20 protein-coding genes are annotated in these 20,066 nt (G+C 68.6%); 3 read left to right on the top strand and 17 right to left on the bottom strand.

Annotated elements, in window-relative coordinates:
* The 3 genes from BSP109_RS06320 to BSP109_RS06330 are packed head-to-tail and all read right to left on the bottom strand — an operon-like array spanning position 1 to position 3,001.
* A complete protein-coding gene (locus BSP109_RS06320) occupies positions 1-1,056 on the bottom strand; it encodes an App1 family protein (protein ID WP_087007734.1) in 1,056 nt (351 codons plus the stop codon).
* A gap of 57 nt (positions 1,057-1,113) precedes the next feature.
* Positions 1,114-2,133 (bottom strand): tryptophan--tRNA ligase, encoded by a 1,020-nt coding sequence (gene trpS / locus BSP109_RS06325; RefSeq protein WP_180959632.1) that lies wholly within the window; start codon positions 2,131-2,133, stop codon positions 1,114-1,116.
* A 52-nt stretch (positions 2,134-2,185) separates the two neighbouring features.
* Positions 2,186-3,001, bottom strand: a complete 816-nt coding sequence (locus BSP109_RS06330) for an exodeoxyribonuclease III (protein WP_101599801.1) — start codon at positions 2,999-3,001, stop codon at positions 2,186-2,188.
* 197 nt (positions 3,002-3,198) lie between these two features.
* Here BSP109_RS06330 and BSP109_RS06335 point away from each other — a divergent pair, with 197 nt between their 5' ends.
* Positions 3,199-3,687 carry a GNAT family N-acetyltransferase gene (locus BSP109_RS06335; RefSeq protein ID WP_101599754.1) on the top strand — a complete coding sequence of 163 codons (489 nt, stop codon included), beginning with the start codon at positions 3,199-3,201 and terminating at the stop codon, positions 3,685-3,687.
* 72 nt (positions 3,688-3,759) lie between these two features.
* Here the strand turns inward: BSP109_RS06335 and BSP109_RS06340 are convergent, their stop codons facing one another.
* From BSP109_RS06340 to BSP109_RS06365, 6 genes are all read right to left on the bottom strand, one after another.
* Positions 3,760-4,479 (bottom strand): IclR family transcriptional regulator, encoded by a 720-nt coding sequence (locus BSP109_RS06340; protein ID WP_180959633.1) that lies wholly within the window; start codon positions 4,477-4,479, stop codon positions 3,760-3,762.
* A gap of 48 nt (positions 4,480-4,527) precedes the next feature.
* Entirely contained in the window at positions 4,528-5,718 is a 1,191-nt protein-coding gene (locus BSP109_RS06345) for a CaiB/BaiF CoA-transferase family protein (RefSeq protein WP_101599756.1), read from the bottom strand.
* Positions 5,715-6,998 carry a TRAP transporter large permease gene (locus BSP109_RS06350; protein ID WP_101599757.1) on the bottom strand — a complete coding sequence of 428 codons (1,284 nt, stop codon included), beginning with the start codon at positions 6,996-6,998 and terminating at the stop codon, positions 5,715-5,717. Before BSP109_RS06350 ends, BSP109_RS06345 begins: the two co-directional genes overlap by 4 nt.
* Complete coding sequence (locus BSP109_RS06355; protein ID WP_219618504.1) at positions 6,995-7,672, bottom strand: TRAP transporter small permease; 678 nt, start codon at positions 7,670-7,672, stop codon at positions 6,995-6,997. The genes BSP109_RS06350 and BSP109_RS06355 overlap by 4 nt, the downstream gene beginning before the upstream one ends.
* Before the next feature lie 4 nt (positions 7,673-7,676).
* Positions 7,677-8,789: a TRAP transporter substrate-binding protein DctP gene (dctP, locus tag BSP109_RS06360; RefSeq protein WP_257944585.1), complete on the bottom strand. Its 1,113-nt coding sequence runs from the start codon at positions 8,787-8,789 to the stop codon at positions 7,677-7,679.
* Positions 8,790-8,910: 121 nt separating this feature from the next.
* Complete coding sequence (locus BSP109_RS06365) at positions 8,911-9,582, bottom strand: FadR/GntR family transcriptional regulator (RefSeq protein ID WP_087007719.1); 672 nt, start codon at positions 9,580-9,582, stop codon at positions 8,911-8,913.
* 74 nt (positions 9,583-9,656) lie between these two features.
* On the opposite strand from BSP109_RS06365, the gene BSP109_RS06370 reads away from it, so the two are divergent.
* Complete coding sequence (locus BSP109_RS06370) at positions 9,657-10,823, top strand: acyl-CoA dehydrogenase family protein (protein ID WP_101599758.1); 1,167 nt, start codon at positions 9,657-9,659, stop codon at positions 10,821-10,823.
* 69 nt (positions 10,824-10,892) lie between these two features.
* On the opposite strand, the gene BSP109_RS06375 is transcribed toward BSP109_RS06370, so the two are convergent.
* Positions 10,893-11,141, bottom strand: a complete 249-nt coding sequence (locus tag BSP109_RS06375; RefSeq protein ID WP_087007715.1) for a hypothetical protein — start codon at positions 11,139-11,141, stop codon at positions 10,893-10,895.
* 94 nt (positions 11,142-11,235) lie between these two features.
* On the opposite strand from BSP109_RS06375, the gene BSP109_RS06380 reads away from it, so the two are divergent.
* Positions 11,236-12,144: a hypothetical protein gene (locus tag BSP109_RS06380; protein ID WP_101599759.1), complete on the top strand. Its 909-nt coding sequence runs from the start codon at positions 11,236-11,238 to the stop codon at positions 12,142-12,144.
* A 90-nt stretch (positions 12,145-12,234) separates the two neighbouring features.
* Here the strand turns inward: BSP109_RS06380 and BSP109_RS06385 are convergent, their stop codons facing one another.
* The 7 genes from BSP109_RS06385 to BSP109_RS06420 form a co-directional block, all read right to left on the bottom strand.
* The gene (locus BSP109_RS06385) at positions 12,235-13,158 is read right to left on the bottom strand and encodes a bifunctional methylenetetrahydrofolate dehydrogenase/methenyltetrahydrofolate cyclohydrolase (protein ID WP_087007710.1); all 924 of its coding nucleotides are present in this window, start codon (positions 13,156-13,158) and stop codon (positions 12,235-12,237) included.
* The gene (gene glyA, locus BSP109_RS06390) at positions 13,158-14,441 is read right to left on the bottom strand and encodes a serine hydroxymethyltransferase (RefSeq protein WP_101599760.1); all 1,284 of its coding nucleotides are present in this window, start codon (positions 14,439-14,441) and stop codon (positions 13,158-13,160) included. The genes BSP109_RS06385 and glyA overlap by 1 nt, the downstream gene beginning before the upstream one ends.
* A gap of 125 nt (positions 14,442-14,566) precedes the next feature.
* Complete coding sequence (locus tag BSP109_RS06395; RefSeq protein WP_180959634.1) at positions 14,567-15,547, bottom strand: type II CAAX prenyl endopeptidase Rce1 family protein; 981 nt, start codon at positions 15,545-15,547, stop codon at positions 14,567-14,569.
* A gap of 166 nt (positions 15,548-15,713) precedes the next feature.
* Positions 15,714-16,895 (bottom strand): phenylacetate--CoA ligase family protein, encoded by a 1,182-nt coding sequence (locus tag BSP109_RS06405; RefSeq protein ID WP_101599763.1) that lies wholly within the window; start codon positions 16,893-16,895, stop codon positions 15,714-15,716.
* 12 nt (positions 16,896-16,907) lie between these two features.
* The gene (locus BSP109_RS06410; RefSeq protein ID WP_087007700.1) at positions 16,908-17,750 is read right to left on the bottom strand and encodes an ABC transporter ATP-binding protein; all 843 of its coding nucleotides are present in this window, start codon (positions 17,748-17,750) and stop codon (positions 16,908-16,910) included.
* Positions 17,747-18,943, bottom strand: a complete 1,197-nt coding sequence (locus BSP109_RS06415) for an ABC transporter substrate-binding protein (protein ID WP_101599764.1) — start codon at positions 18,941-18,943, stop codon at positions 17,747-17,749. The genes BSP109_RS06410 and BSP109_RS06415 overlap by 4 nt, the downstream gene beginning before the upstream one ends.
* Before the next feature lie 61 nt (positions 18,944-19,004).
* Positions 19,005-20,066, bottom strand: a complete 1,062-nt coding sequence (locus BSP109_RS06420) for a branched-chain amino acid ABC transporter permease (protein ID WP_101599765.1) — start codon at positions 20,064-20,066, stop codon at positions 19,005-19,007.

Here is a 20,066-nt window from a genome sequence, read left to right on the forward strand (position 1 = left end):
TCAGAGGCCGCTGATGATCCCGCGCTCGGTCAGTTCCGATGCGAGGCCCGCGCCGTCCGAGGCGTAGATCCACGGCACTCCCTGACCCCGGCCGGTGCGGCGCGAGCGACCACCTGCCCACACGGCCTCGCCGGAGGTCAGCTGGCGGATCGCCACAGCGGCGGCGTTCTCCGGATGGTTGTCCACGAACTCCCCGTAGATGTCCTCGTCATGCTGGCCGTCATCGCCGATCAGCAGCCACTTCATGTGCGGGAACTCCCGCGCCAGTCGCTCGAGGGAGTTCCGCTTGTGCTCGACGCCGCTGCGGAACGCGCGGGTGGTCGTCGGCCCCCAGTCCGTGAGCAGCAGCGGGCCGTCCGGGTACATGTTCCGCGACAGGAAGCGCTTGAGAGTGGGAGCGACGTTCCACGCACCGGTCGACAGGTAGATGATCGGCTCGTTCGGCCGCAGGTATGTGAGCCGGTCGTAGAGGACGGCCATCCCGGACACGGGGCTGCGGGCGTGCTCGTCCAGCACGAAGGTGTTCCAGGCGGCGAGGAAGGGACGCGGCAGCGCCGTGACCATGACGGTGTCATCGATGTCGGAGATGATGCCGAACCGCTGGTCCTCACCGATGATCGTCACAGTCGCGCGGTCGACCAGCGAATCCGATGTCCACAGCTCGATCTCGACGGGGCCCGGCTCGTAGTCCCCCGGGATCACCATGTCGATGATGCCGCCGCGGTCGCATTCGACCATGTGCTCCTGGCCGCCGATCCGCACCCACGCCGTCTCGTTCGCCAGCGGCACCGCACCGAATGAGCGGAATCCGCGGATGCTCGCGTGCATGTCCGCCGCGAGCTTCCCCGTGCGCGTGAGGATCATCCGTCCCAGCACGCGCACGCTCTTCTCCGTGCCGTAGGAGTCGTAGCAGACGACGGTGCGGCGCCAGTCGCGCTTCGTCACCCGCTTCCTCGCCCACTCATGGACGCGGTCCTCCACCCGTGCGGCGGTGTGCTGCACCTCGGGAGAGAGATTGAACGGCTTCGGCCTGCGGTTCCTGGGAGAGAGGATCACCCGGGCACCACCTTCCTCCGGCGTGGCTCGAACCGCGGTTCGACGCTGTGCCGGTGATCAGCGAGTGAGGAATCCCACTCGGTCGTAGACGTCCGCGATCGTGCGCTCGGCGATCGCGCCGGCCGTGTCCGCACCGGCGTCGAGTACGCGCGTGAGCTCCGCCGGGTCGTCCAGGAGCTCGAGGGTGCGCTCGCGCAGCGGGCGCAGGGTCTCGACGACGACCTCGGCGAGGGCGACCTTGAGATGGCCGTACATCCTGCCCTCGAACTCCGCGACGATGTCCTCGATCGACCGTCCCGACAGGGCGGAGTGGATCGTGAGCAGGTTGGAGACTCCCGGCTTGCCCTCAGGATCGAAGGTGACCTCCGTGCCGGCGTCCGTGACGGCCGACTTGATCTTCTTCGTGATCGACTTCTCGTCGTCGAGGATCTCGATGAGGCCTGCCGGCGTCTGCGCGGACTTCGACATCTTCGCCGTGGGGTCCTGCAGGTCGTAGACCTTCGCCGTCGACTTGAGGATGTGCGGTTCCGGGACGGTGAAGGTGTCCCCGTACCGGTGGTTGAAGCGTTCGGCGAGGTTCCGCGTCAGCTCCAGGTGCTGGCGCTGATCCTCTCCGACCGGCACGACGTCCGCCTGGTAGAGCAGGATGTCCGCGGCCATCAGCGCAGGGTACGTGAGGAGGCCCAGCGAGACGTGCTCGTTCCTGGTCGACTTGTCCTTGAACTGGGTCATGCGCTGCGCTTCGCCCAGACCCGTCGTGCATTCGAGGACCCACCCCAACTGGGTGTGCGCCGGGATGTGCGACTGGACGAACAGGGTCGAGCGCTGCGGATCCAGGCCCGCGCCGATGAACTGGGCCGCGGTGCGCAGCGTCCGCTCGCGCAGATGGGCCGGGTCCTGATCGACGGTGATGGCGTGGAGGTTCGCGATGAAGAAGAACGCGTCATGCGTCTCCTGCTGCTCGACGAACTGCTGCAGCGCTCCGATGTAGTTGCCCAGGTGGAGGGAATCCGATGTCGCCTGGATTCCGGACAGGGAGCGCGGACGGCCTGACGGGAGGCCCGAGGAATCGGTCATGTCCCTCATTCTGCCACCGGCCGGCCGGCTCCGTGCACTCGGAACCGCCTGCTCAGGCCTCCCGCAGTCCCGGGAGGTCGTAGTCGATGACAAGCGGGGCATGGTCGGACCAGCGCTCCCCCCAGCTCGCAGCGCGATCCACTCGTGCGGCGGTCGCCGTCTCCGCGAGGCCCGGAGTGGCGGCCTGGTAGTCGATCCGCCATCCCGCGTCGTTGTCGAAGGCCTTCCCGCGCATCGACCACCAGGTGTACGGGCCGGGGACCTCACCGGACAGCTGCCGGTGGACGTCGACGTAGCCGATGTCGGAGAAGAACCTGTCGAAGTAGGCCCGCTCCTCGGGCAGGAATCCCGCCTTCTTCCGGTTCGCCTTCCAGTTCTTCAGGTCGAGCTCAGTGTGGCACACGTTCAGATCACCCGTGAGGACCGCGTGGTCCGCGTGCTCCGCGAGCTCGGGGAGACGGACGAGCATCGCCTCGAGGAAGCGGTACTTGTCGTCCTGCTTGGGGGTGTCGACCTCGCCCGAATGGACGTAGGCGCTCACCACCGTCAGCAGCGAGCCGTCCGCCAGCCGGAAGTCCGATTCGATCCAGCGACCGGCTCTGTCGAAGTAGTCGTCGCCGTTGCCCGTCCGGGTGGCCTCCGGCTCCGTGCGGGACAGGACGGCCACGCCGGCGCGGCCCTTCGCCTCCGCATCGGCGCTCTGGATCCGGTACCCGGAATCAGCGAGGACGTCGAAGACGATGTCGTTCGCGGCACGCACCTCCTGCAGAGTGATGATCGGGGAATCGGCAGCGGCCATCCACTCCCCCATGCCCTTCCGCAGGGCGGCACGGATTCCGTTGACGTTGACTGTCGTGATGCGCAGCATGGCACCCATCGTGCCACGGTCGCGGCCGCCGCCCGCAGGGTTCCTCGCGACCGGCCGAGCGCGCGGGCTCCATGTCCCGTAACCTGGGGGTCCACGCCCGTAACCAGCCGGTTCACGTCGAACTGTGATCCGGCTGCGACAGACTCGACCGCGAGCTCCGCGTATGCTGGTTGCTCAGTCACACGTGAGGAGAGGCCATGACCGAGAACACGAACTTCGATCCGGACAGACTGATCATCAGTCCTCTCGACGAACTCGATCCCCTGGAGCTTCGCGTTGAGATCGTGAACGCACAGGAGCGCTTCTGGGGTGATCGTGACCTGAGCGGCGACCACGAACCGCACTGGTTCCGTCAGTTCGCCGCCGGCGGACTCGTGGCCCGCTACCAGAATGAGATCGTCGGATACCTGCTGGGCGCCTTCCCGAAGGAGGGCCCGTCCTACATCCACCTCGTCGCCGCGCGGCAGGACTTCCGCCACCTGGGCATCGGACGTCGCCTCTACGAGGCGTTCATCGCCCGGGCCAAGGCGAACCTCGAGGATGAGGTGCAGGCCACCGCGATCGCGGAGAACGCCAATGCCATCGCGTTCCACTCATCGCTGGGCTTCGAGGGCACCCGCATCGAGGACTATGCGGGACCCGGCGAGGACCGGGTGTTCTTCTCCCTCCGCCTCACCGAAGGCTGAGGAGTCTGACGTCCGGGCATCGGGCTGTGCGGCTCCCCTCTCCGGCCCCGCACGGCCCGGTGCCGCGTCGCGTCACGACGGCTGACGGCCGTGACGGCTGAAGCCGTCCGCGGTGAGGACCTCCTGCGCGAGGCCGCCGAAGTACTCGAGGCGCTCCGCCACCCGGGTCAGTGGACCTGCGATGGTGATCCCGGCCGTGAGCCGGTCGTCCTCATACACCCCGACTGCGACGGCACCCAGGTCTGACACGGTCTCGCCGCGGTTGAAGGCCATGCCGGACGCGCGGATCGAATCGATCTCCGTAAGGAACCGCCGCCGGTGATCTTCATCGGCGAGGGCGAGCACGCTGTCTCTGTCGTCGTCGTGTGCGAGGAAGAGCTTGCCCGCACTGGTCGGCAGGATCGGCCGTCTCTCGCGCAGACGCGGGCGATAGCAGACTTCGAATGCCGACGGCTCCGAGTGCACGTAGACGACCGATCGATCACCGACCCGGGTCGCCAGCGTCACCGTCTCTCCCGTGCGCACGGCGATCTCTGCGCAGGACTCTCCCAGCAGCAGCGGCAAGGACGAGCCCGCGGGTGCGAGCAGAGCATGCGCCCCCGCACCGAGCCTGTATCCGCCGTCGATCTCGCTCAGGTATCCGCGGTGCAGGAGTCCCCCCACGAGCCCGTGCAGGCTGCTCTTCGGCGCGTCCAGCTGCGCCGCGAGCACAGAGAGGGGAACGGGCCTGCGCGCACGCGCCACGACCTCGAGGATCCCCACGACGCGGGACACGGTCCTGTGCTCAGCCACCGGGTCCACCCGCTAGTCCGATGCACCGGGCTGCACCGGGCTGCCGTGTCATGGTGCCGGTTCCTCGGCATCGACTCCGATCAGGGACAGCACTTCTTCCCGGTCGCCGTCGAGGACTGCGCTGTCTTCCGGGAGCGGCCGCTCGTGACCGTGGAAGACCGCCGGCCCCGACACGTGGACGTAGTCTCCCTCCCGTGCGTGAGCGGTCCGGGACAGCACCGGCCTGGCAGCGAGGTACGGGTCGTCGGGGAGGTCATCGACTCGAGCCACCCGACTGACGGGGATCCCCGCGGCCGCGCATTCCTCCTCGATCTGTGCGCACGTGCGCTGCGACGCGTAGTCGGCGAGGATCTGCTCGTAGAGCGTCGGGTCGGCGCTGCGATCGCGATTCGTCGCGACCTGGGGATGGGTCAGGTAGTCGGGCCTCTCGATCAGAGTGCAGAAGCTGTGCCAGTTCGCGTCCGTGTACGGCATGACGCAGACCCACCCGTCGAGCGCCGGATGCGGCCGGTGCTGCGGTGCGAGCACCCTGGACCAGCCCACGTCTCCCCGGGCAGGCGAGAACGTCGCCCCGCCCATGTGCTCCACGAGTGTGAACGCCGCCATCGTGTCGACCATCGGCACGTCGACCCAGCACCCCTCCCCGTCCACGGAGCGGCGGTGGAGCGCGGCGAGCGCGGACTGCGCCATCGTCATGCCGCACACCTTGTCAGCGACGACGTACGGCGAATAGCGGGGCTCGCCATCGCGCAGCCGGTAGGTGTCCGCCACACCTGACGCCGCCTGCACGATATCGTCGTACGCTGGCGAGTCCCGCCGTGCGGAATCGCTCGCGAAGCCCTGGCCGGTCACGAGGATCGCGCGCGGGTTCACCGCGCGGACGTGGTCCCACGAGAGGCCGAACTCCTCACGACGTGCGGGAAGGGTGTTCGTGAGGACGATGTCTGCCCAGGCGATCAGGCCGTCCATCACCCGCCGTCCCGTCCCCGTGCGCGCATCGACGACGATGCTGCGCTTGCCCGCATTGAGGTTCATCGCCAGGACACTCGTTCCGTTCGGCCCGAGCAGTCCTATCCGACGCCCGATGTCGCCTCCCGGCGGTTCCGCCTTGATGACCTCGGCGCCGAGGTCCTTGAGCACCTTGCCCGCATACGGCGCCATGATCACGGTGCCGACCTCGAGCACCCGGACGCCGTCGAGCGGAGCCGCTCCCAGCATGGAACCTCCTCCTTCCGTCATCCGTTCATCATCTCAGGAACGAACAGCGCGAGCTGGGGGAAGGAGAAGATCAGTGCGACGACGACGAGCATGCCGATGATGAAGGGCACTGCGCCCAGGAACACCGTCTCCAGCGGGATGCGGCTCGCACGGGCGGTCACGAACGCATTGAGGCCGAGCGGCGGGGTGACGAGTCCGACCTCTGCGACGAGGATGACGACGATGCCGAACCAGATCGGGTCGTAGCCCAGCGCTTCGACGAGTGGCAGGGTGACGGGGACGGTGAGTGCGATGATCGCCATCTGATCCATGAAGAATCCGAGGATCAGGTAGACGAAGACGACTCCCAGCATGATGAGGACGGAGGGGACCTGCCACTCGCCCACCGCCTCGACGACGGCGGGGGTCACGCGGCTCTCCGCGAGGAAGTGGCCGAACACGTGCGCCCCGACGATGATCACCATGATCATCGCGCTGCTCGTGACGGTGCCGACGAGGGACTCGCGGATGTTCTTCCACGTCGCCTTCCGGTACACGACCATGAGTCCCAGGGCTCCGAGCGCGCCCACGGCCGCGGCCTCGGTCGCAGTCGTGATGCCGAAGAACACCGCACCGACCACGAGGACGAACAGGACACCCACCGGCAGGAGCCCGGCGAGCGCGCGGGCCTTCTCCCGCATCGTGCTGCCGTCGGCCGCCGGTGCCTGGCCGCGCAGAGCCAGGATGTAGACGACGGCGCACAGTGTCGCCGCCATGAGCAGACCCGGCACCAGTCCGGCCAGCAGTGTCTGGCCGACACTCGTCTCCGCCGTGATCGCGTAGAAGATCAGGAGGATGGAGGGCGGGATCATCGCTGCCAGCGTCCCCGCGCTCGCGACCGCGCCGGTCGCCAGGCGGGGCGAGTAGCCCTGCCTGATCATCTCCCCCGTCGACGTGTGGGCGAGCGTCGCCGCTGACGCGGTCGACGACCCTGACACCGATGCGAAGCCGGCGCCCGCGAGCACCGCTGCGATCCCGGTGCCTCCCCGGACGCGGCCCACGAGCACCCGTGCGCTCTCGAACAGGGAGGTCAGCGCACCGCTCGCGAGCACGAAGTGCGCCATGAGGATGAAGAGCGGGATGGCGGAGAGCGAGAACTTGCCGGAGGCGCTCATCGGGATGACCTGCAGGACCGCGACCGCGGCAGAGAATCCGTCGATGGCGACCATGCCAACGAGCCCGGCGACGAGGATCGCGAACGCGACCGGCACACGCAGGAGGATCAGTGCGAGCAGAAGCAGCGTGATGACGAGCACGATCATGATTCGTGTCCTTCCGACTCGTCCTCGATCTCGCCGTCGCGCAGGAAGCGACGCGCATCGACGAGCGCAACGATGAGGAGACCCAGTGCACCGACGGGCTGGATGGCGAGCCAGGTCCAGGTCGGTATGGGGATCTCAGAGGAGGCGGGCGGTGGAGCGTCGCCCAGCGCCATCGACTGGAGCACTCCGTTGAGTCCCGACGCGAAGAGGAGCGCCGCGACGACGACGATGCACACGAACGCGACGACGCGCGCGGCCGACTGCAGTGCCGGGGACATCCGCGAGTACACCATCCCAGCGCTCACGTGACCGGCGCAGACGTACATCCACGGCAGCGCGAGGAAGACCATGCCGGGCATCATGACCCGCTCGACAGCACTCACGTTCCATCCCAGAGGTGCCGACAGCAGGTAGCGCGCGCCCGCCTCGACGAGCATGACCACGAACAGGCAGAAGACGGACAGGCCCGCCGCCGCAGCACTCGCTCGGCCCATCCCCCGCACCACCGGGTGCATGCTGACGGCGGCTGCGGGCATCGACGTGGCGCCCTCGTCCGCGATCGCACCCGGACCGTCGTCTCCGGGCGCCGGTGCAGGTGCCGGTACGGGCGCCGATTCGGGAGTCGGTTCGGGAGTCGGTTCGAGGCCCGGGTTCTTCGCTGATCCGTTCACCATGGTCTCAGCCCTCCTCTGCGGCGGCCGAATGACGGGCCACCGCCTCTTCGTACGCGTCAAGGACCTCGGTCCCGGGTCGGCCGGCGGCATCGAACTCGTCGGCCCACTGCCGGCGCAGCGGCTCGAGGTACTCCGCGAACTCCTCCACCTGCGGATCCGTCAGCTCTGTGAACGTGATCCCCGCTTCACGCATGAGCTCCTCGGAGGCAGGGTTCTCCTCGGCGATGCCGTCGCACAGCCTCTGGCTGGCATCGTCCGCGGCCGTGGTGATCTGCTCCCGCTGCTTCGCGCTCAGGTCCTGCCACGCGTCTTCGGCGATGACGTACGGAATCGCGAAGGATCCGAGGTTGAGGCCCTTCGTGGAGTAGTTGAGCACCTCTTCCAGCTTGTACGGCGTGACGCTGGCATACGGGAACGAGATGCCGTCGACGGTGTTGCGGGACAGCGCCTCATAGGCGTCCGCCGCGGTCATGCTCACCGGCGCACCGCCCAAGGAGCCGATGTTCGTATCCATCGCGCCTCCGGACGAACGGATCGTGAGCCCCTCCATGTCCTCCGGCGTCTCCACCTTCCGGGAGGCCGTCATGATCTCGTAGGAGGGGATCACCGCGACCCACAGCGGCCTGAGTCCGCGCGGCGCGTACTCCTCCTCATAGAGGACTCCGCCTTCAGCGAGCAGGTCGCTGAAGGCGGCGGAGGCCACGCACGAATCGTCAGCGAGGCCCGGCAGGTCCGTCACGCTCGACAGCGGCAGCTGGTCGGACAGGTATGCGGGTGCCGCAGGCGTGATCTCCAGGGATCCGGCCTGCGCGAGATTGACGATGTCCCGCGCGCTCCCCAGCTGCCCGGCCGGGTAGTACTCGATGCCCACCTCGCCCGGACCCTGTTCGGTGACGTCTTCGATGAAGCCCTCGACCCCGTACCGGGCGAACATGTGGGTCGTCGCGTAGCTGTCCGCGAGCTTGAGCACTGCGGTGTCATCGGTGTCCCCGGCACAGGAGCTCAGCAGCCCCACAGCAGAGACGAGCGCAGCCGCCGCGCACGCACGGACACCGCGGACGGCACGCCGTGGTCGCGGTGCTCTGCGGCGTGCGCGGTGGACGTCATCATCGACCATCGAGTCATACCTCCATTGGTATTTGCGAACTTCCGTTCGTAAGCGCGAACAACGCTATAGAGCTGACTCGGCACCGTCAAGCCGTCGACCTGCTCAACGACCGGCGGACAGAACGATCGCCCTACGCACCGCCGACCACGTCCGCATGCGCACTCAGGTGAGCCCGCATCGCAGCCTCCGCGGCGTCGGAGTCACCGTCGGACAACGCGGCGATGATGAGTTCGTGCACGCGGACCGTCGAGGCCATCTCCTGCTCACGGATTCGCACCGGGTCATCGGTCACGTCGCGGATCGGGACGACGAGGCCGCTGATGACCGCAGAGAGGACGGCGTTGCCGCTCGCCTCCGCGATGAGCACGTGGAAGCGCGCATTCGCCGCGAAGAACTCCGCCCTATCGCGCGTGCGCGCCATGATCGCCTGCAGATCTCGCAGGTCAGCGAGCTGCGCTGCGGAGATCCGCGCTGCCGCGAAGGCGGCGCACCGCGGCTCGATCTCTCGTCGCGCCTCCGCGAGGTCCACGGCGGGGAATCCCGACATCCCCACGGTCCGCTGGAGCGCAGAGGTCACCGCACGCGTCCCCGGCTCGGACACGAACGTCCCCCCGCCGCGCCCCACGCGCCTGACGACGAGCCCCTCGGCCTCCAGCAGCGTCAGCGCCGCGCGCACAGTCGTCCGACTCACGCCCTGCTCGTCCGCGAGCTCTCGCTCCGGCGGCAGCGCGCGACCCACCGGCAGCTCGCCGGACAGGATCCGCGCACGCACATCAGCGGCCACCGACTCCGATCCACTCATGATCCCCCTTCACGTCTACCGCTTTATGGTAGTACCTTTAAGGGAAAGCATGGCGAAGACACCAGGAGGACCCCATGGAGTTCGGACTGACCGACGAGCAGATCGACATCCGCGAAGCCGCTCGGGAGATCGTGGCCCCGTTCGATGACGAGTACTGGGCGCAGAAGGACGCGGATCGCGAATTCCCCCAGGAGTTCTACGACCACCTCGCATCCCACGGCTGGCTTGGGATCACCACCCCGGAGAAGTACGGCGGCGGAGGCATGGGGATCACGGAGGCCACCCTCCTGCTCGAGGCGATCGCCGCGGGCGGCGGTGCGATGAACGCCGCGAGCGCGGTGCACTTGACCCTCTTCGGAATGCACCCCGTGATCGTCCACGGCTCCGACGCACTCAAGGATGAGAACCTCCCGCGCGTCGCCTCGGGAGACCTCCACGTGTGCTTCGGCGTGACCGAACCGGATGCCGGCCTGGACACCACCCGCATCACGACGACCGCGGCGCGCCGCGGTTCCGACTACGTCATCAACGGCCGCAAGGTCTGGATCTCCAAGGCCCTCGAGTCGGAGAAGATCCTCCTGCTGACCAGGACGACTCCGCGAAGCGAGGTCGAGAAGCCGACCGACGGACTCACCCTCTTCTTCACCGACCTCGACCGGGACCGCGTATCGATCCGGCCCATCCGCAAGATCGGCCGCAACGCCGTGTCGTCGAACGAACTGGTCATCGACGACCTCGTCGTACCCGAGGCCCACCGCGTCGGCGAAGAGGGCAAGGGCTTCTCCTACATCCTCGACGGCCTCAACCCCGAGCGCATGCTCATCGCGTCAGAGGCTCTGGGGATCGGACGCGCCGCACTGGCGAAGGCCACGGAGTACGCGAAGGAGCGCGTCGTCTTCGACCGCCCGATCGGCATGAACCAGGGGCTCCAGTTCCCGCTCGCGGACTCGCTCGCGAAGCTCGATGCAGCGGAGCTGTCCCTCCGTCGCGCCACCTGGACCTACGACCGCGGCCTGCCCAGCGGCCGCGAGGCGAACACCGCGAAGTACCTCTGCGCAGAGGCGGGGCACGAAGCCGCCGACCGCGCGCTGCAGGTCCACGGCGGCATGGGGTACTCGGAGGAGTACCACGTGGGTCGCTACCTCAGGGAGGTCCGCCTCATGCGCATCGCCCCGGTCAGCCAGGAGATGGTGCTGAACTACCTCGGCACGAAGGTCCTGGGGCTCCCCCGCTCGTACTGAGCCCTCGTGAGGGCCAGTCCTCACGGGGCGTGCCCGCACGGAGCCTGTGCCCTTACGAAGCCAGAGCCCTCACGGGGTCTGTGCCAGACTCCGCTCCCGCTTCGCCCCGGCGGACATCCCGACGGCGACGCCGGCGAACGTGGCGCCTCCTGACACCAGGCAGAGCGTCACCACCCACTGCATGGTCTCCTGGATCCCCGATCCGAAGATCATGAAGCAGACGAAGCCGATGATCGCGGTGATGCCGACGGCTATGCCTGCCGAGATCGCTGACTGATAGAAGTTGTCCTGGATTCCGATGCCGGATGCCTGTGCCATGATTCCTCCTCCATCGACCGCTTTGATGTGATGCTCCTCACGGTAGGATCGGTTCTACACGACCGACCACTTCGTCCCGAAACGGAGTCACACCGTGGCAGAGCTGCCCCGCTACCGCTTGACCCGCGGATCCTTCGACATCGTGTCCGTCTTCGGCTCCCTGCGAGCGGCGTCGCTCCCCGGGCCCGTCATCACCGCAGTGCTGGGCATGCGCGGCATCAAGCCCTCCGCGGTCCGCAACCAGGTGACGCGCCTGACCCAGCGAGGGCTCATGCACCGGGAGAAGGCCGGCACCGCATCGGTGTACACATTGGACGAGTCCTTGCAGCGCGGGTTCTCCACCCTGTCGGGCGACGCAGACGCACCGGCCTTCACCGGCGCGTTCCACGGACTCATCGTGGCGGTGCCGGAGAGCAGACGGTCGCTGCGGGACCGGCTCGTGTACGCCGCGCAGTTCTCGGGCTACCGACAGCTGCGGCCCGGCGTCCTCATCGGCTTCGAGGACGCTGCGGGGACTCTCGCAGCCACTCTGGTGACAGAGTTCGAGGAAGCGGGCGGCATCCGTGACGCCCACGGCGCCGAGGGCGTCCTCTGGGAGCGGTGCACCCTCGTCCCCGCTGACCGGGAGCAGGCGCGCAGATGGACTGAGATCGCCTTCGACGTGCGCGGCCTCCACGAGGAGGTGCGCGCACTCGAGCAGATCGCCGCACGCTCGACCGAGCAGTCAGTCGATCTGGCGACGTACTACGACGGCTTCTACGAGACGTCAAAGCGCGCGATGTTCCTGCCGTCGCTCCCCGACGAGCTGACTCCCGGACTCGACGCGGGCAGGCGGGTCGCCGCGGTGATGACCTCCCTGGTGGACCTCTACGCTCAGAAGTTCGCCGCCGAGGTCGTCGGCACCGCCCTGAGCCAGCCCACCTCCCGGCTCATCAGGTTCCTTCCCGATGCGCCGTGGGTCGAGGGCACCGCTGGAACCACGACTGCGGGCTCCCCACCCTGAGGTGGAGAGCCCGCAGTCGACGAAAGTCTCAGTTCGGTCGACCCTGTCAGCCCGGTCCGACCTGTCAGCTCAGCTGAACCCGTCAGCCCGTCAGGCCTCGGCCGCGTGCCGTTCCGCGATGCCGACGACGTTGACCAGCAGCATCGCCCGCGTCATCGGTCCGACCCCGCCGGGGTTCGGGGTGAAGGCGGACGCCCGCGCCCGGGCCTCCTTCGCGATGTCGCCGACGACCTTCGACTTCCCGGTCTCCGGATCCTCCTCGCGGGACACGCCCACGTCGATGAGGATGACGCCGTCCTTCACCATGTCGGCGCTCACCATCCCGGCCTGTCCCGCGGCCGCCACGATGACATCCGCCTGGGCGACCAGCGACGCGAGGTCCTGCGTGCCCGTATGGGTGAGCGTGACCGTCGCGTTCACATCCCTGCGCGTCAGGAGGAGCCCGATCGGGCGCCCCACCGTCACGCCGCGCCCCAGGACGACCACGTGCTTGCCGTTCAGGTCGATGTCGTGGCGCGTGAGGAGCTCGACGATGCCCGCGGGGGTGCAGGGCAGTGGCGTCTCGATCTCCTCCTTGACCCGCAGGACGAGGCTGCCGAGGTTCTGCGGGTGCAGTCCATCGGCGTCCTTCTCCGGATCGATGAGGCCGATCACCCGGTTCTCGTCGATGCCCTTGGGCAACGGCAGCTGCACGATGTAGCCGGTGCACTCAGGATTCTCGTTGAGGCGGCGGACCGCGTCCTCGATCTCCTGCTGCGTGGCGGTCTCCGGCAGATCCTCGCGGATCGACGCGATCCCGATCTCCTCGCAGTCGCGGTGCTTGCCCGCGACGTACCACTGCGAACCCGGGTCGTCGCCGACCAGCAGCGTGCCGAGCCCCGGTGTCGCCCCGCGCTCGTGCAGCGCGGAGACGCGCGCGGCCAGCTCCTGCTTGATCGTCGCCGCAGTCGCCTTGCCATCGAGCTTCAGCGGTTCGGCCGCGGCATCCGCAGCCGTGCCCGTGTCTGTCGTCATCAGTACTGCTCCAGCCCTTCGTAGAGGGGGAAGTCGTCGCCCAGCTTCTGCACGCGGGCGCGGAGCGCGTCAGCGTCAGCGCCCGGCTTGAGCGCCTGCGCGATGATGTCCGACACCTCTGTGAACTCCGCGTCGCCGAACCCGCGGGCCGCGAGCGCCGGGGTGCCGATGCGCAGACCCGACGTCACCATCGGCGGGCGGGGGTCGAACGGCACCGCGTTGCGGTTGACCGTGATGCCGACCTCGTGGAGGAGGTCCTCCGCCTGCTTGCCGTCCAGCTGGGAGTTGCGCAGGTCGACGAGCACCAGGTGCACGTCGGTGCCGCCGGTGAGCACCTGGACGCCGGTGTCTGCGACGTCGGCCTCCTGCAGGCGGTCGGCGAGGATCCGCGCTCCGCGCAGCGTCCGCTCCTGCTTCTCCTTGAACTCCGCCTGTGCCGCCAGCTTGAAGGCGACGGCCTTGGCCGCGATCACGTGCATGAGCGGACCGCCCTGCTGTCCCGGGAAGACGGCGGAGTTGAGCTTCTTCGCGTGCGCCTCGTCCTTCGACAGGATGAACCCGGAGCGGGGGCCGCCGATCGTCTTGTGGACCGTCGAGGACACGACGTCCGCGATCGGGACGGGGTTGGGGTGCAGACCCGCGGCCGCCAGACCCGCGAAGTGCGCCATGTCGACCCAGAGAGTCGCGCCCACTTCGTCCGCGATGGACCGGAAGGCCTCGAAGTCGAGCTGACGCGGGTACGCGGACCAGCCGGCGACGATGACCTTCGGACGGTGCTCGAGCGCGCGCTCACGGACGTTGTCCATGTCGACGCGGTAGGTGTCCGGGTCCACCTCGTAGGAGGCGATGTCGTAGAGACGACCGGAGAAGTTGATCTTCATCCCGTGAGTGAGGTGTCCGCCGTGGGCCAGGTCCATGCCCAGCAGCTTGTCGCCCGCACGCGCGAACGCGTGCATGACGGCTGCGTTCGCCTGCGCGCCCGAGTGCGGCTGCACGTTCGCGTACGCCGCGCCGAACAGTGACTTCGCCCGGTCGATCGCGAGCTCCTCCGCGACGTCCACGTACTCGCAGCCGCCGTAGTAGCGGCGACCCGGGTAGCCCTCCGCGTACTTGTTCGTCAGGACGGAGCCCTGCGCCTGCAGGACTGCGCGCGGGACGAAGTTCTCCGATGCGATCATCTCCAGCGTGCCGCGCTGACGCGACAGCTCCTGGTCCAGCACCTGTGCGATCTCCGGATCGACGTCGGCGAGGCCGGCGTTCAACGAGGACGGGACTTCAGTCATCTGGGGGTACTCCTCACGGGACGATAGGACAGCCGCGGGCGCGGTCCTCGATCAGCGTAACAGCGGGCATCGAGAGCCGAACCGCCGTCCCAGCATCCCACGCTCCCGGTGCTCCGGGAAACGAATCACCGCCGGATCCCGCGGTGCGCGCCCCCTCCTCCGTCCCCCTGCACCGGAGCGATCGCCATGGATGCGCTGAGGAACAGGGCTGCGCTGATCCCGGTCACCGTCCACACCCCTGCCGCATCGAGCGCCGGAGCATCGGTCGCGAGTGTCAGCGCGGAGAACGGGACGGCGTGGGCGATGACGGCCGGCCACACGTTCCCCCAGCGAGCCGCCGCCGCGCTGAGGAACAGGCTGAGCGGCAGCAGGCCGAGTGTCAGCGCGGTCGCGTGCGAGGCGGGCATATCGCCCTGGAGCACGTACGTGAGGTGCAGCGGCACGTGGAATGCCGTCCACGCCGCAGCGATCAGGCAGGCCGACGGCCAGAACCCGCCGTCCACCAGACGCGGCAGATGCGACCGCCACACCACCTCCTCCCCCAGGGTGGACACCGCGAAGACCAGGGTGAGCGGAAGCATCGCCAGCACCCCCATCACGAGCACCCCTGTGGCCTGGAGCTCGATCGCACCGACGGTGGCGGCGAGCGCAGCGGTGACGACCGCGATGACGATCACGCCCGCGGCCGCTCCCGCGCTCGCGACGACCGTCCCGATGAACCGCGGACGGTCCTCCGCACCCCGCCTCCGCCGCAGTCCCCACCAGGATGCGAGCGTCCCCCATCCCGTCCCGTGGAGCACCGGCATGCGCAGCAGGACCACGAGTGCGACGAACGCGGGGATCCACCGGCCGATGACGAGCGCCCAGGAAGGCACGGAGACGTCGAGGATCAGTAAGACCCCGCAGACGGCGGTCAGCACCGCGATCGACGCGCCCACGATGAGGGCGAACGCGCGGCCGGGCGTCGCCGCGGGCTGGGGCGGGACCGGTGGAACCGGCAGCACCGGTGGGACCGGTGGGACCGGTGGGACCTGTGGGACGACGGTCGGCTGCGGGTGTGATTCGACGGCGGAGGGGGCCGGACGGGATGCGGGGGCTGCGGTCATGCCCTCACACTAGGAACGGCCCCACAGGCTCCTCACTGGTGACGACCAGACGGCTCACGGGGGTTTTCCCCACCGGGCGCAGAGATCGAATGCTCACAATCCATGCGAATACCGTTGCCGGATCACACGGATTGTGAGCATTCGATATGGAGAAGCGGCTGGAAGCTCAGTCCCACGACCGCTCGTCGACGATGACCTCGTCGCCCTCGATCGCTGCGACGGCGCGGACCTCCGCGCGGAACCGCAGCTCCGAGCGGATCAGATCCGCGGCCTCGGCCTGCGCGACCTCAGCGTCCGCACCCGCGGCGACGACGACCTCGGCGACGATCGTGTCCTTGTGGTCCTCACGGCCGATCAGGAACCGCAGCGCCTCGGTGCCCGCGAGCTTCGCCGCGACCGCCTTCACCTGGGTGGGGTGCAGGAACATGCCGCGGACCTTGGTCGCCTGACCCGTCCGCCCCAGCACCCCGACCAGCCTGCGCCGCCCGTCGGTCAGGACGGGCTCCCCGCCGTCGATCACCCAGGCCGACAGGTCACCCGTGCCGAACCGGACCAGCGGCGCCGATTCCCGCAGGATCGAGACGACGACCTCGCCCGGGGCGTCCGTCGTCACCGGCGTGCCGTCGGCGATGTCGCAGACGTCCACGACGATGTCCGCCGCGGTGACCATGCCGGCGCCGCGTCCGTCCTCGTAGGAGATGAGGCCGGCCTCGGCGGATCCGTAGGCCATCCGCACGGCGGGGACCCAGGCCTCCAGCTCCGCCCGCAGACTGTCCGGGAGGGGCTCCGCGGTGACCACGGCGTACTGCAGCGGCATGTCCGCAGGCGTCCCGCCCTCTGCCGCGAAGAGGTCGATGAGCGCCTTGAGGTAGCTGGGCAGACCCACATACCCGCGGATGCCGAGGTCACGGATCGCCTGCACCTGCAGCTGCTGGTTCCCGATGCCGCCGGGCAGCACCGTGGCACCCGCCGCCACGACCGCCTCATCGAACATCGCTCCAGCCGGCGAGAGGTGGTAGCCGAAGCAGTTGAGGACGATGTCGCCCGGCACCAGTCCCGCGGATGCGAGGGCCTCGCGCCACCGCCACGGATCGTCGCCGTCCGGCTGGGCCTCGTAGATCGGGCCCGGTGACTGGAAGATCCGCCGGGGCACACCGCCGCCGAGGACGTGGTCCCGGCCAGCGACCCTCGCATCCTTGCTCTGGACCGGAACGGCCGCGAGGTCGTCGGGTCCGGAGACGGTCGCCGGATCGATGCCCGCCTCGGCGAGCCTCGTCGCCAGAGTCGGATCCGCCGCTGCGGCGGACTGGAGGAGCCGCGCCGCGTCGGCGCTGTTCGTCGTTGTCATGGTGGTCCTCCCTCACAACCAGCGCTTGCGGCGCCGGTAGTGCTTGACGTCCCGGTAGCTGCGCTTGCCCGCGTCCCCTCCGACGCCCAGGTAGAACTCCTTGACGTCGGGGTTGTCGGCGAGCGCATCCGCCTCGTCCTCGAGCATGATCCGGCCCTGCTCCATGATGTAGCCGTGGTGGGCCACGGAGAGCGCCGTCCGCGCGTTCTGCTCGATGACGAGCACGGTGAGCCCGGTGTCCGCGTTGAGCTTCGCGATCGTTGCGAAGATCTCCTCCACCAGGAGCGGAGCGAGTCCCAGCGACGGCTCGTCGAGCATGAGCAGGGTCGGCTGACTCATGAGCGCCCGCCCGATCGCGAGCATCTGCTGCTCGCCGCCGGACAGGAAGCCCGCGGTCCGTGCCCGCATGTCCGCGAGCTTCGGGAAGAACTCGTAGACGAAGTCGAGCGTCTCGCCGGCTTCCTTCGCCTTCGTGTAGCCGCCCGCCAGCAGGTTGTCCGACACGGTGAGGTGGGGGAAGACGTGGCGTCCCTCCATGCAGAGGCTCAGGCCCCGCTTCACCCTCTCCGGTGCGTCCATCTTCGTGATGTCCTCACCAGCGAAGGAGATGGATCCGCTCGTCACCTCCCCCTGCTCGCTGGGCAGCAGCCCCGACGCCGCCTTGAGCGTGGTCGACTTGCCGGCGCCGTTGGATCCCAGCAGAGCGACGATCTGCCCCTTCGGAACCTCGAGCGACAGCCCGCGGAGGACGAGGATCACCTCGTCGTAGATGACTTCGATGTTGTTGATCGAGAGCAGCGAGGGCGCGGCGGCCGGGGGGCCCGCCCCCGGCGCCGCTTCCGGAGCGGCGGTCACGGCGACACCGCCTCCTCGATGACGGCCAGCTCGCCGTCCTTGACCTCGTAGAGTCCCGTGGTGGTGGAGCCGCGGTGCGAGTCCGCGCTGAACTCGACGGTTCCCTCACCGATCACTCCGCCGGTGTCGATCGGGCCCATCGTCTCGAGCGATTCGCGGATCGCCGGGCCGGTGAGGTCCTCGCCGGCGTCGAGCGTGTGGCGGATGCCCTCGGCCATGATGTGCATCGCGTACCAGCCCTGCACGAAGCTGACCTGGATGTCGGCCGGATCCATGCCGTTCTCCTCGGCGTACGCGAGGATGGCTTCGTGTCCGGGCCGCTCGGTGGTGATCGGCGCGATGGGCTGCACCATGACGTGGCCCTCCGTCGCATCACCGGCACCGGTCGCGAACAGCTCGTTGCCGCACCAGTTGAGGCAGACGATCGTCTGGTCGCCGCCCTGCGCCTTGAGGTCGCGGGCCAGCTGGGCCGCGGGGCTCGCCACGTTCTGGATGATGATGTACTCCGCACCCGCGGAATCCACCTGGCTCAGGATGCCTGCGAAGTTCGTCGTGCCCGCGGGCATCGCGTGGGAGGTGAAGTCGATGTCGAGGCCCTGCTCGTCGATCCACGCCTCACCGTCGCCCACGGGCGACGTGCCGAACGGGGAGTCGTGGTGCAGTGCTGCGACGCCCGCCTCTCCGCCGGACTCCTCCGCGATCCAGTTCAGCGCGGCGCGCATCTGGTCGGAGTACGTCGCGGCGACGAGGAAGTTGTACGGCGACTCCTCCACGTCCGTGAGCTCCTCGGAGAACGAACCGGACATGAACGGGAGCTCGTCGTTGGCCACGCGGGTGCGCAGTGCCTCCGTGTCGCCGGTGCCCCACCCCTGGATGGCGACGGCCTCGTCGCTCAGGTAGCGGCGGTAGAGCTCCTCCGCCTGGGGGACTTCGTAGGCGTAGTCATTGGACATCGCATCGATCTCGCGACCGTTGATGCCTCCGTCCGCGTTGAGCTGCTCCACGTACGCGAGCATCCCCTCGTTGTAGGGCGTGCCCACATCGCCGGTCGCACCGGAGAGGTCCGCGATGACGCCGATCGGGATCGGCTCGTCGGAATCCGCGCTGGCGGCGCCTCCGCCGCCGCAGGCGCTGAGGGTCATCGCGGTGACAGCCGCGAAGGCTGCTGCTGAGAGGAAACGAGAGTGCTTCATTGCTTTCTCCTTGTGTGGGTCGCCGTGGGCCTTCGGCCCGCTGCTGAGGGGTGTGGTGCGTCTAGTAGCGGAACGGCCAGTAGCCGAACCAGTCCTTGATCCGTTCCCAGATCCGGTTGAGGCCGCACGGCTCGAAGATGAGGAAGACGATGATCGTGAGGCCGAAGACCCCGTGCTCGACCGCGGGCAGCTGGTCCCTGATGATCGGCACCGCGCCGCCCACCACGTCGGCTGCCTCGCGGACGAGGACCGGCAGGAGCGTGATGAACACGGCCCCGTACACGGCACCGGCGACCGATCCCATGCCCCCGACGATGATCATCGCGAGGTAGAGGATCGACACGTCGAGCGTGAACTTCTCCCACGACAGGATCTCCGTGTAGTGCGCCATGAGCGCTCCGGCGAGCCCCACGTAGCCGTTCGACACGGCGAACGCCGTGAGCTTGGCGCGGGTGAGGTTCACGCCCATCGCCGATGCGGCGATGTCCTGGTCGCGGACCGCCATGAAGGACCGGCCCACCCCCGTGCGGAACAGGTTCGTCGCCGTGAGCGCCGCGAGGATCGCGAGCACGAGGAGGATCATGTACCACTGCTGCTCGAAGTTCGCGCGGTCCAGGCGGAACCCGAACACCTCCAGCCGCGCGACGTCGAGGAAGCCCTGGCCCTCCGTGAGGAACTCCCACCGGCGGACGATGAAGAGGATGACCATCTGGGACGCGAGGGTGGCGATCGCGAGGTAGAGCCCCTTGAGCCTGAGCGCGGGCAGGCCCACGATCACGCCGATCGCGGCGGTGAGCATCACGGCCCCGATGATCGAGACCGGTGCGGGCATCCCGAGCCGGTCCGTGAGGATCGCGGAGGTGAACGCGCCGACTGCCAAGAAGCCGCCCTGGCCCAGGGAGATCTGTCCCGTGTAGCCCACGAGGATGTTGAGGCCGATCGCTCCGATCGCCGCGATCAGCGCGGTGTTCGCGAGTGCCAGCCAGTAGTCGTCCAGGATGAACGGGAGGATGATGACGATGACGGCGAGGACCGCCATCCGCACGATCTGCGGGCGGGTGTGCCACAGACGGAGCTCTGACCGGTAACTCGTATGATGCCGTCCGGTTTCGACTGCTGCCAT

The sequence above is a fragment of the Brevibacterium sp. Mu109 genome, assembly GCF_900169375.1.
Classification (GTDB): Bacteria; Actinomycetota; Actinomycetes; order Actinomycetales; family Brevibacteriaceae; genus Brevibacterium; species Brevibacterium yomogidense_A.

Bases quoted from the DNA above. Each gene is read 5' to 3' on its own strand.
- trpS (WP_180959632.1), bottom strand. From the start codon at position 2,133: ATGACCGATTCCTCGGGCCTCCCGTCAGGCCGTCCGCGCTCCCTGTCC.
- BSP109_RS06330 (WP_101599801.1), bottom strand. From the start codon at position 3,001: ATGCTGCGCATCACGACAGTCAACGTCAACGGAATCCGTGCCGCCCTG.
- BSP109_RS06335 (WP_101599754.1), top strand. From the start codon at position 3,199: ATGACCGAGAACACGAACTTCGATCCGGACAGACTGATCATCAGTCCT.
- BSP109_RS06345 (WP_101599756.1), bottom strand. From the start codon at position 5,718: ATGACGGAAGGAGGAGGTTCCATGCTGGGAGCGGCTCCGCTCGACGGC.
- BSP109_RS06350 (WP_101599757.1), bottom strand. From the start codon at position 6,998: ATGATCGTGCTCGTCATCACGCTGCTTCTGCTCGCACTGATCCTCCTG.
- BSP109_RS06355 (WP_219618504.1), bottom strand. From the start codon at position 7,672: ATGGTGAACGGATCAGCGAAGAACCCGGGCCTCGAACCGACTCCCGAA.
- dctP (WP_257944585.1), bottom strand. From the start codon at position 8,789: ATGGTCGATGATGACGTCCACCGCGCACGCCGCAGAGCACCGCGACCA.
- BSP109_RS06365 (WP_087007719.1), bottom strand. From the start codon at position 9,582: ATGAGTGGATCGGAGTCGGTGGCCGCTGATGTGCGTGCGCGGATCCTG.
- BSP109_RS06370 (WP_101599758.1), top strand. From the start codon at position 9,657: ATGGAGTTCGGACTGACCGACGAGCAGATCGACATCCGCGAAGCCGCT.
- BSP109_RS06375 (WP_087007715.1), bottom strand. From the start codon at position 11,141: ATGGCACAGGCATCCGGCATCGGAATCCAGGACAACTTCTATCAGTCA.
- BSP109_RS06385 (WP_087007710.1), bottom strand. From the start codon at position 13,158: ATGACGACAGACACGGGCACGGCTGCGGATGCCGCGGCCGAACCGCTG.
- glyA (WP_101599760.1), bottom strand. From the start codon at position 14,441: ATGACTGAAGTCCCGTCCTCGTTGAACGCCGGCCTCGCCGACGTCGAT.
- BSP109_RS06395 (WP_180959634.1), bottom strand. From the start codon at position 15,547: ATGACCGCAGCCCCCGCATCCCGTCCGGCCCCCTCCGCCGTCGAATCA.
- BSP109_RS06405 (WP_101599763.1), bottom strand. From the start codon at position 16,895: ATGACAACGACGAACAGCGCCGACGCGGCGCGGCTCCTCCAGTCCGCC.
- BSP109_RS06415 (WP_101599764.1), bottom strand. From the start codon at position 18,943: ATGAAGCACTCTCGTTTCCTCTCAGCAGCAGCCTTCGCGGCTGTCACC.
- BSP109_RS06420 (WP_101599765.1), bottom strand. From the start codon at position 20,066: ATGGCAGCAGTCGAAACCGGACGGCATCATACGAGTTACCGGTCAGAG.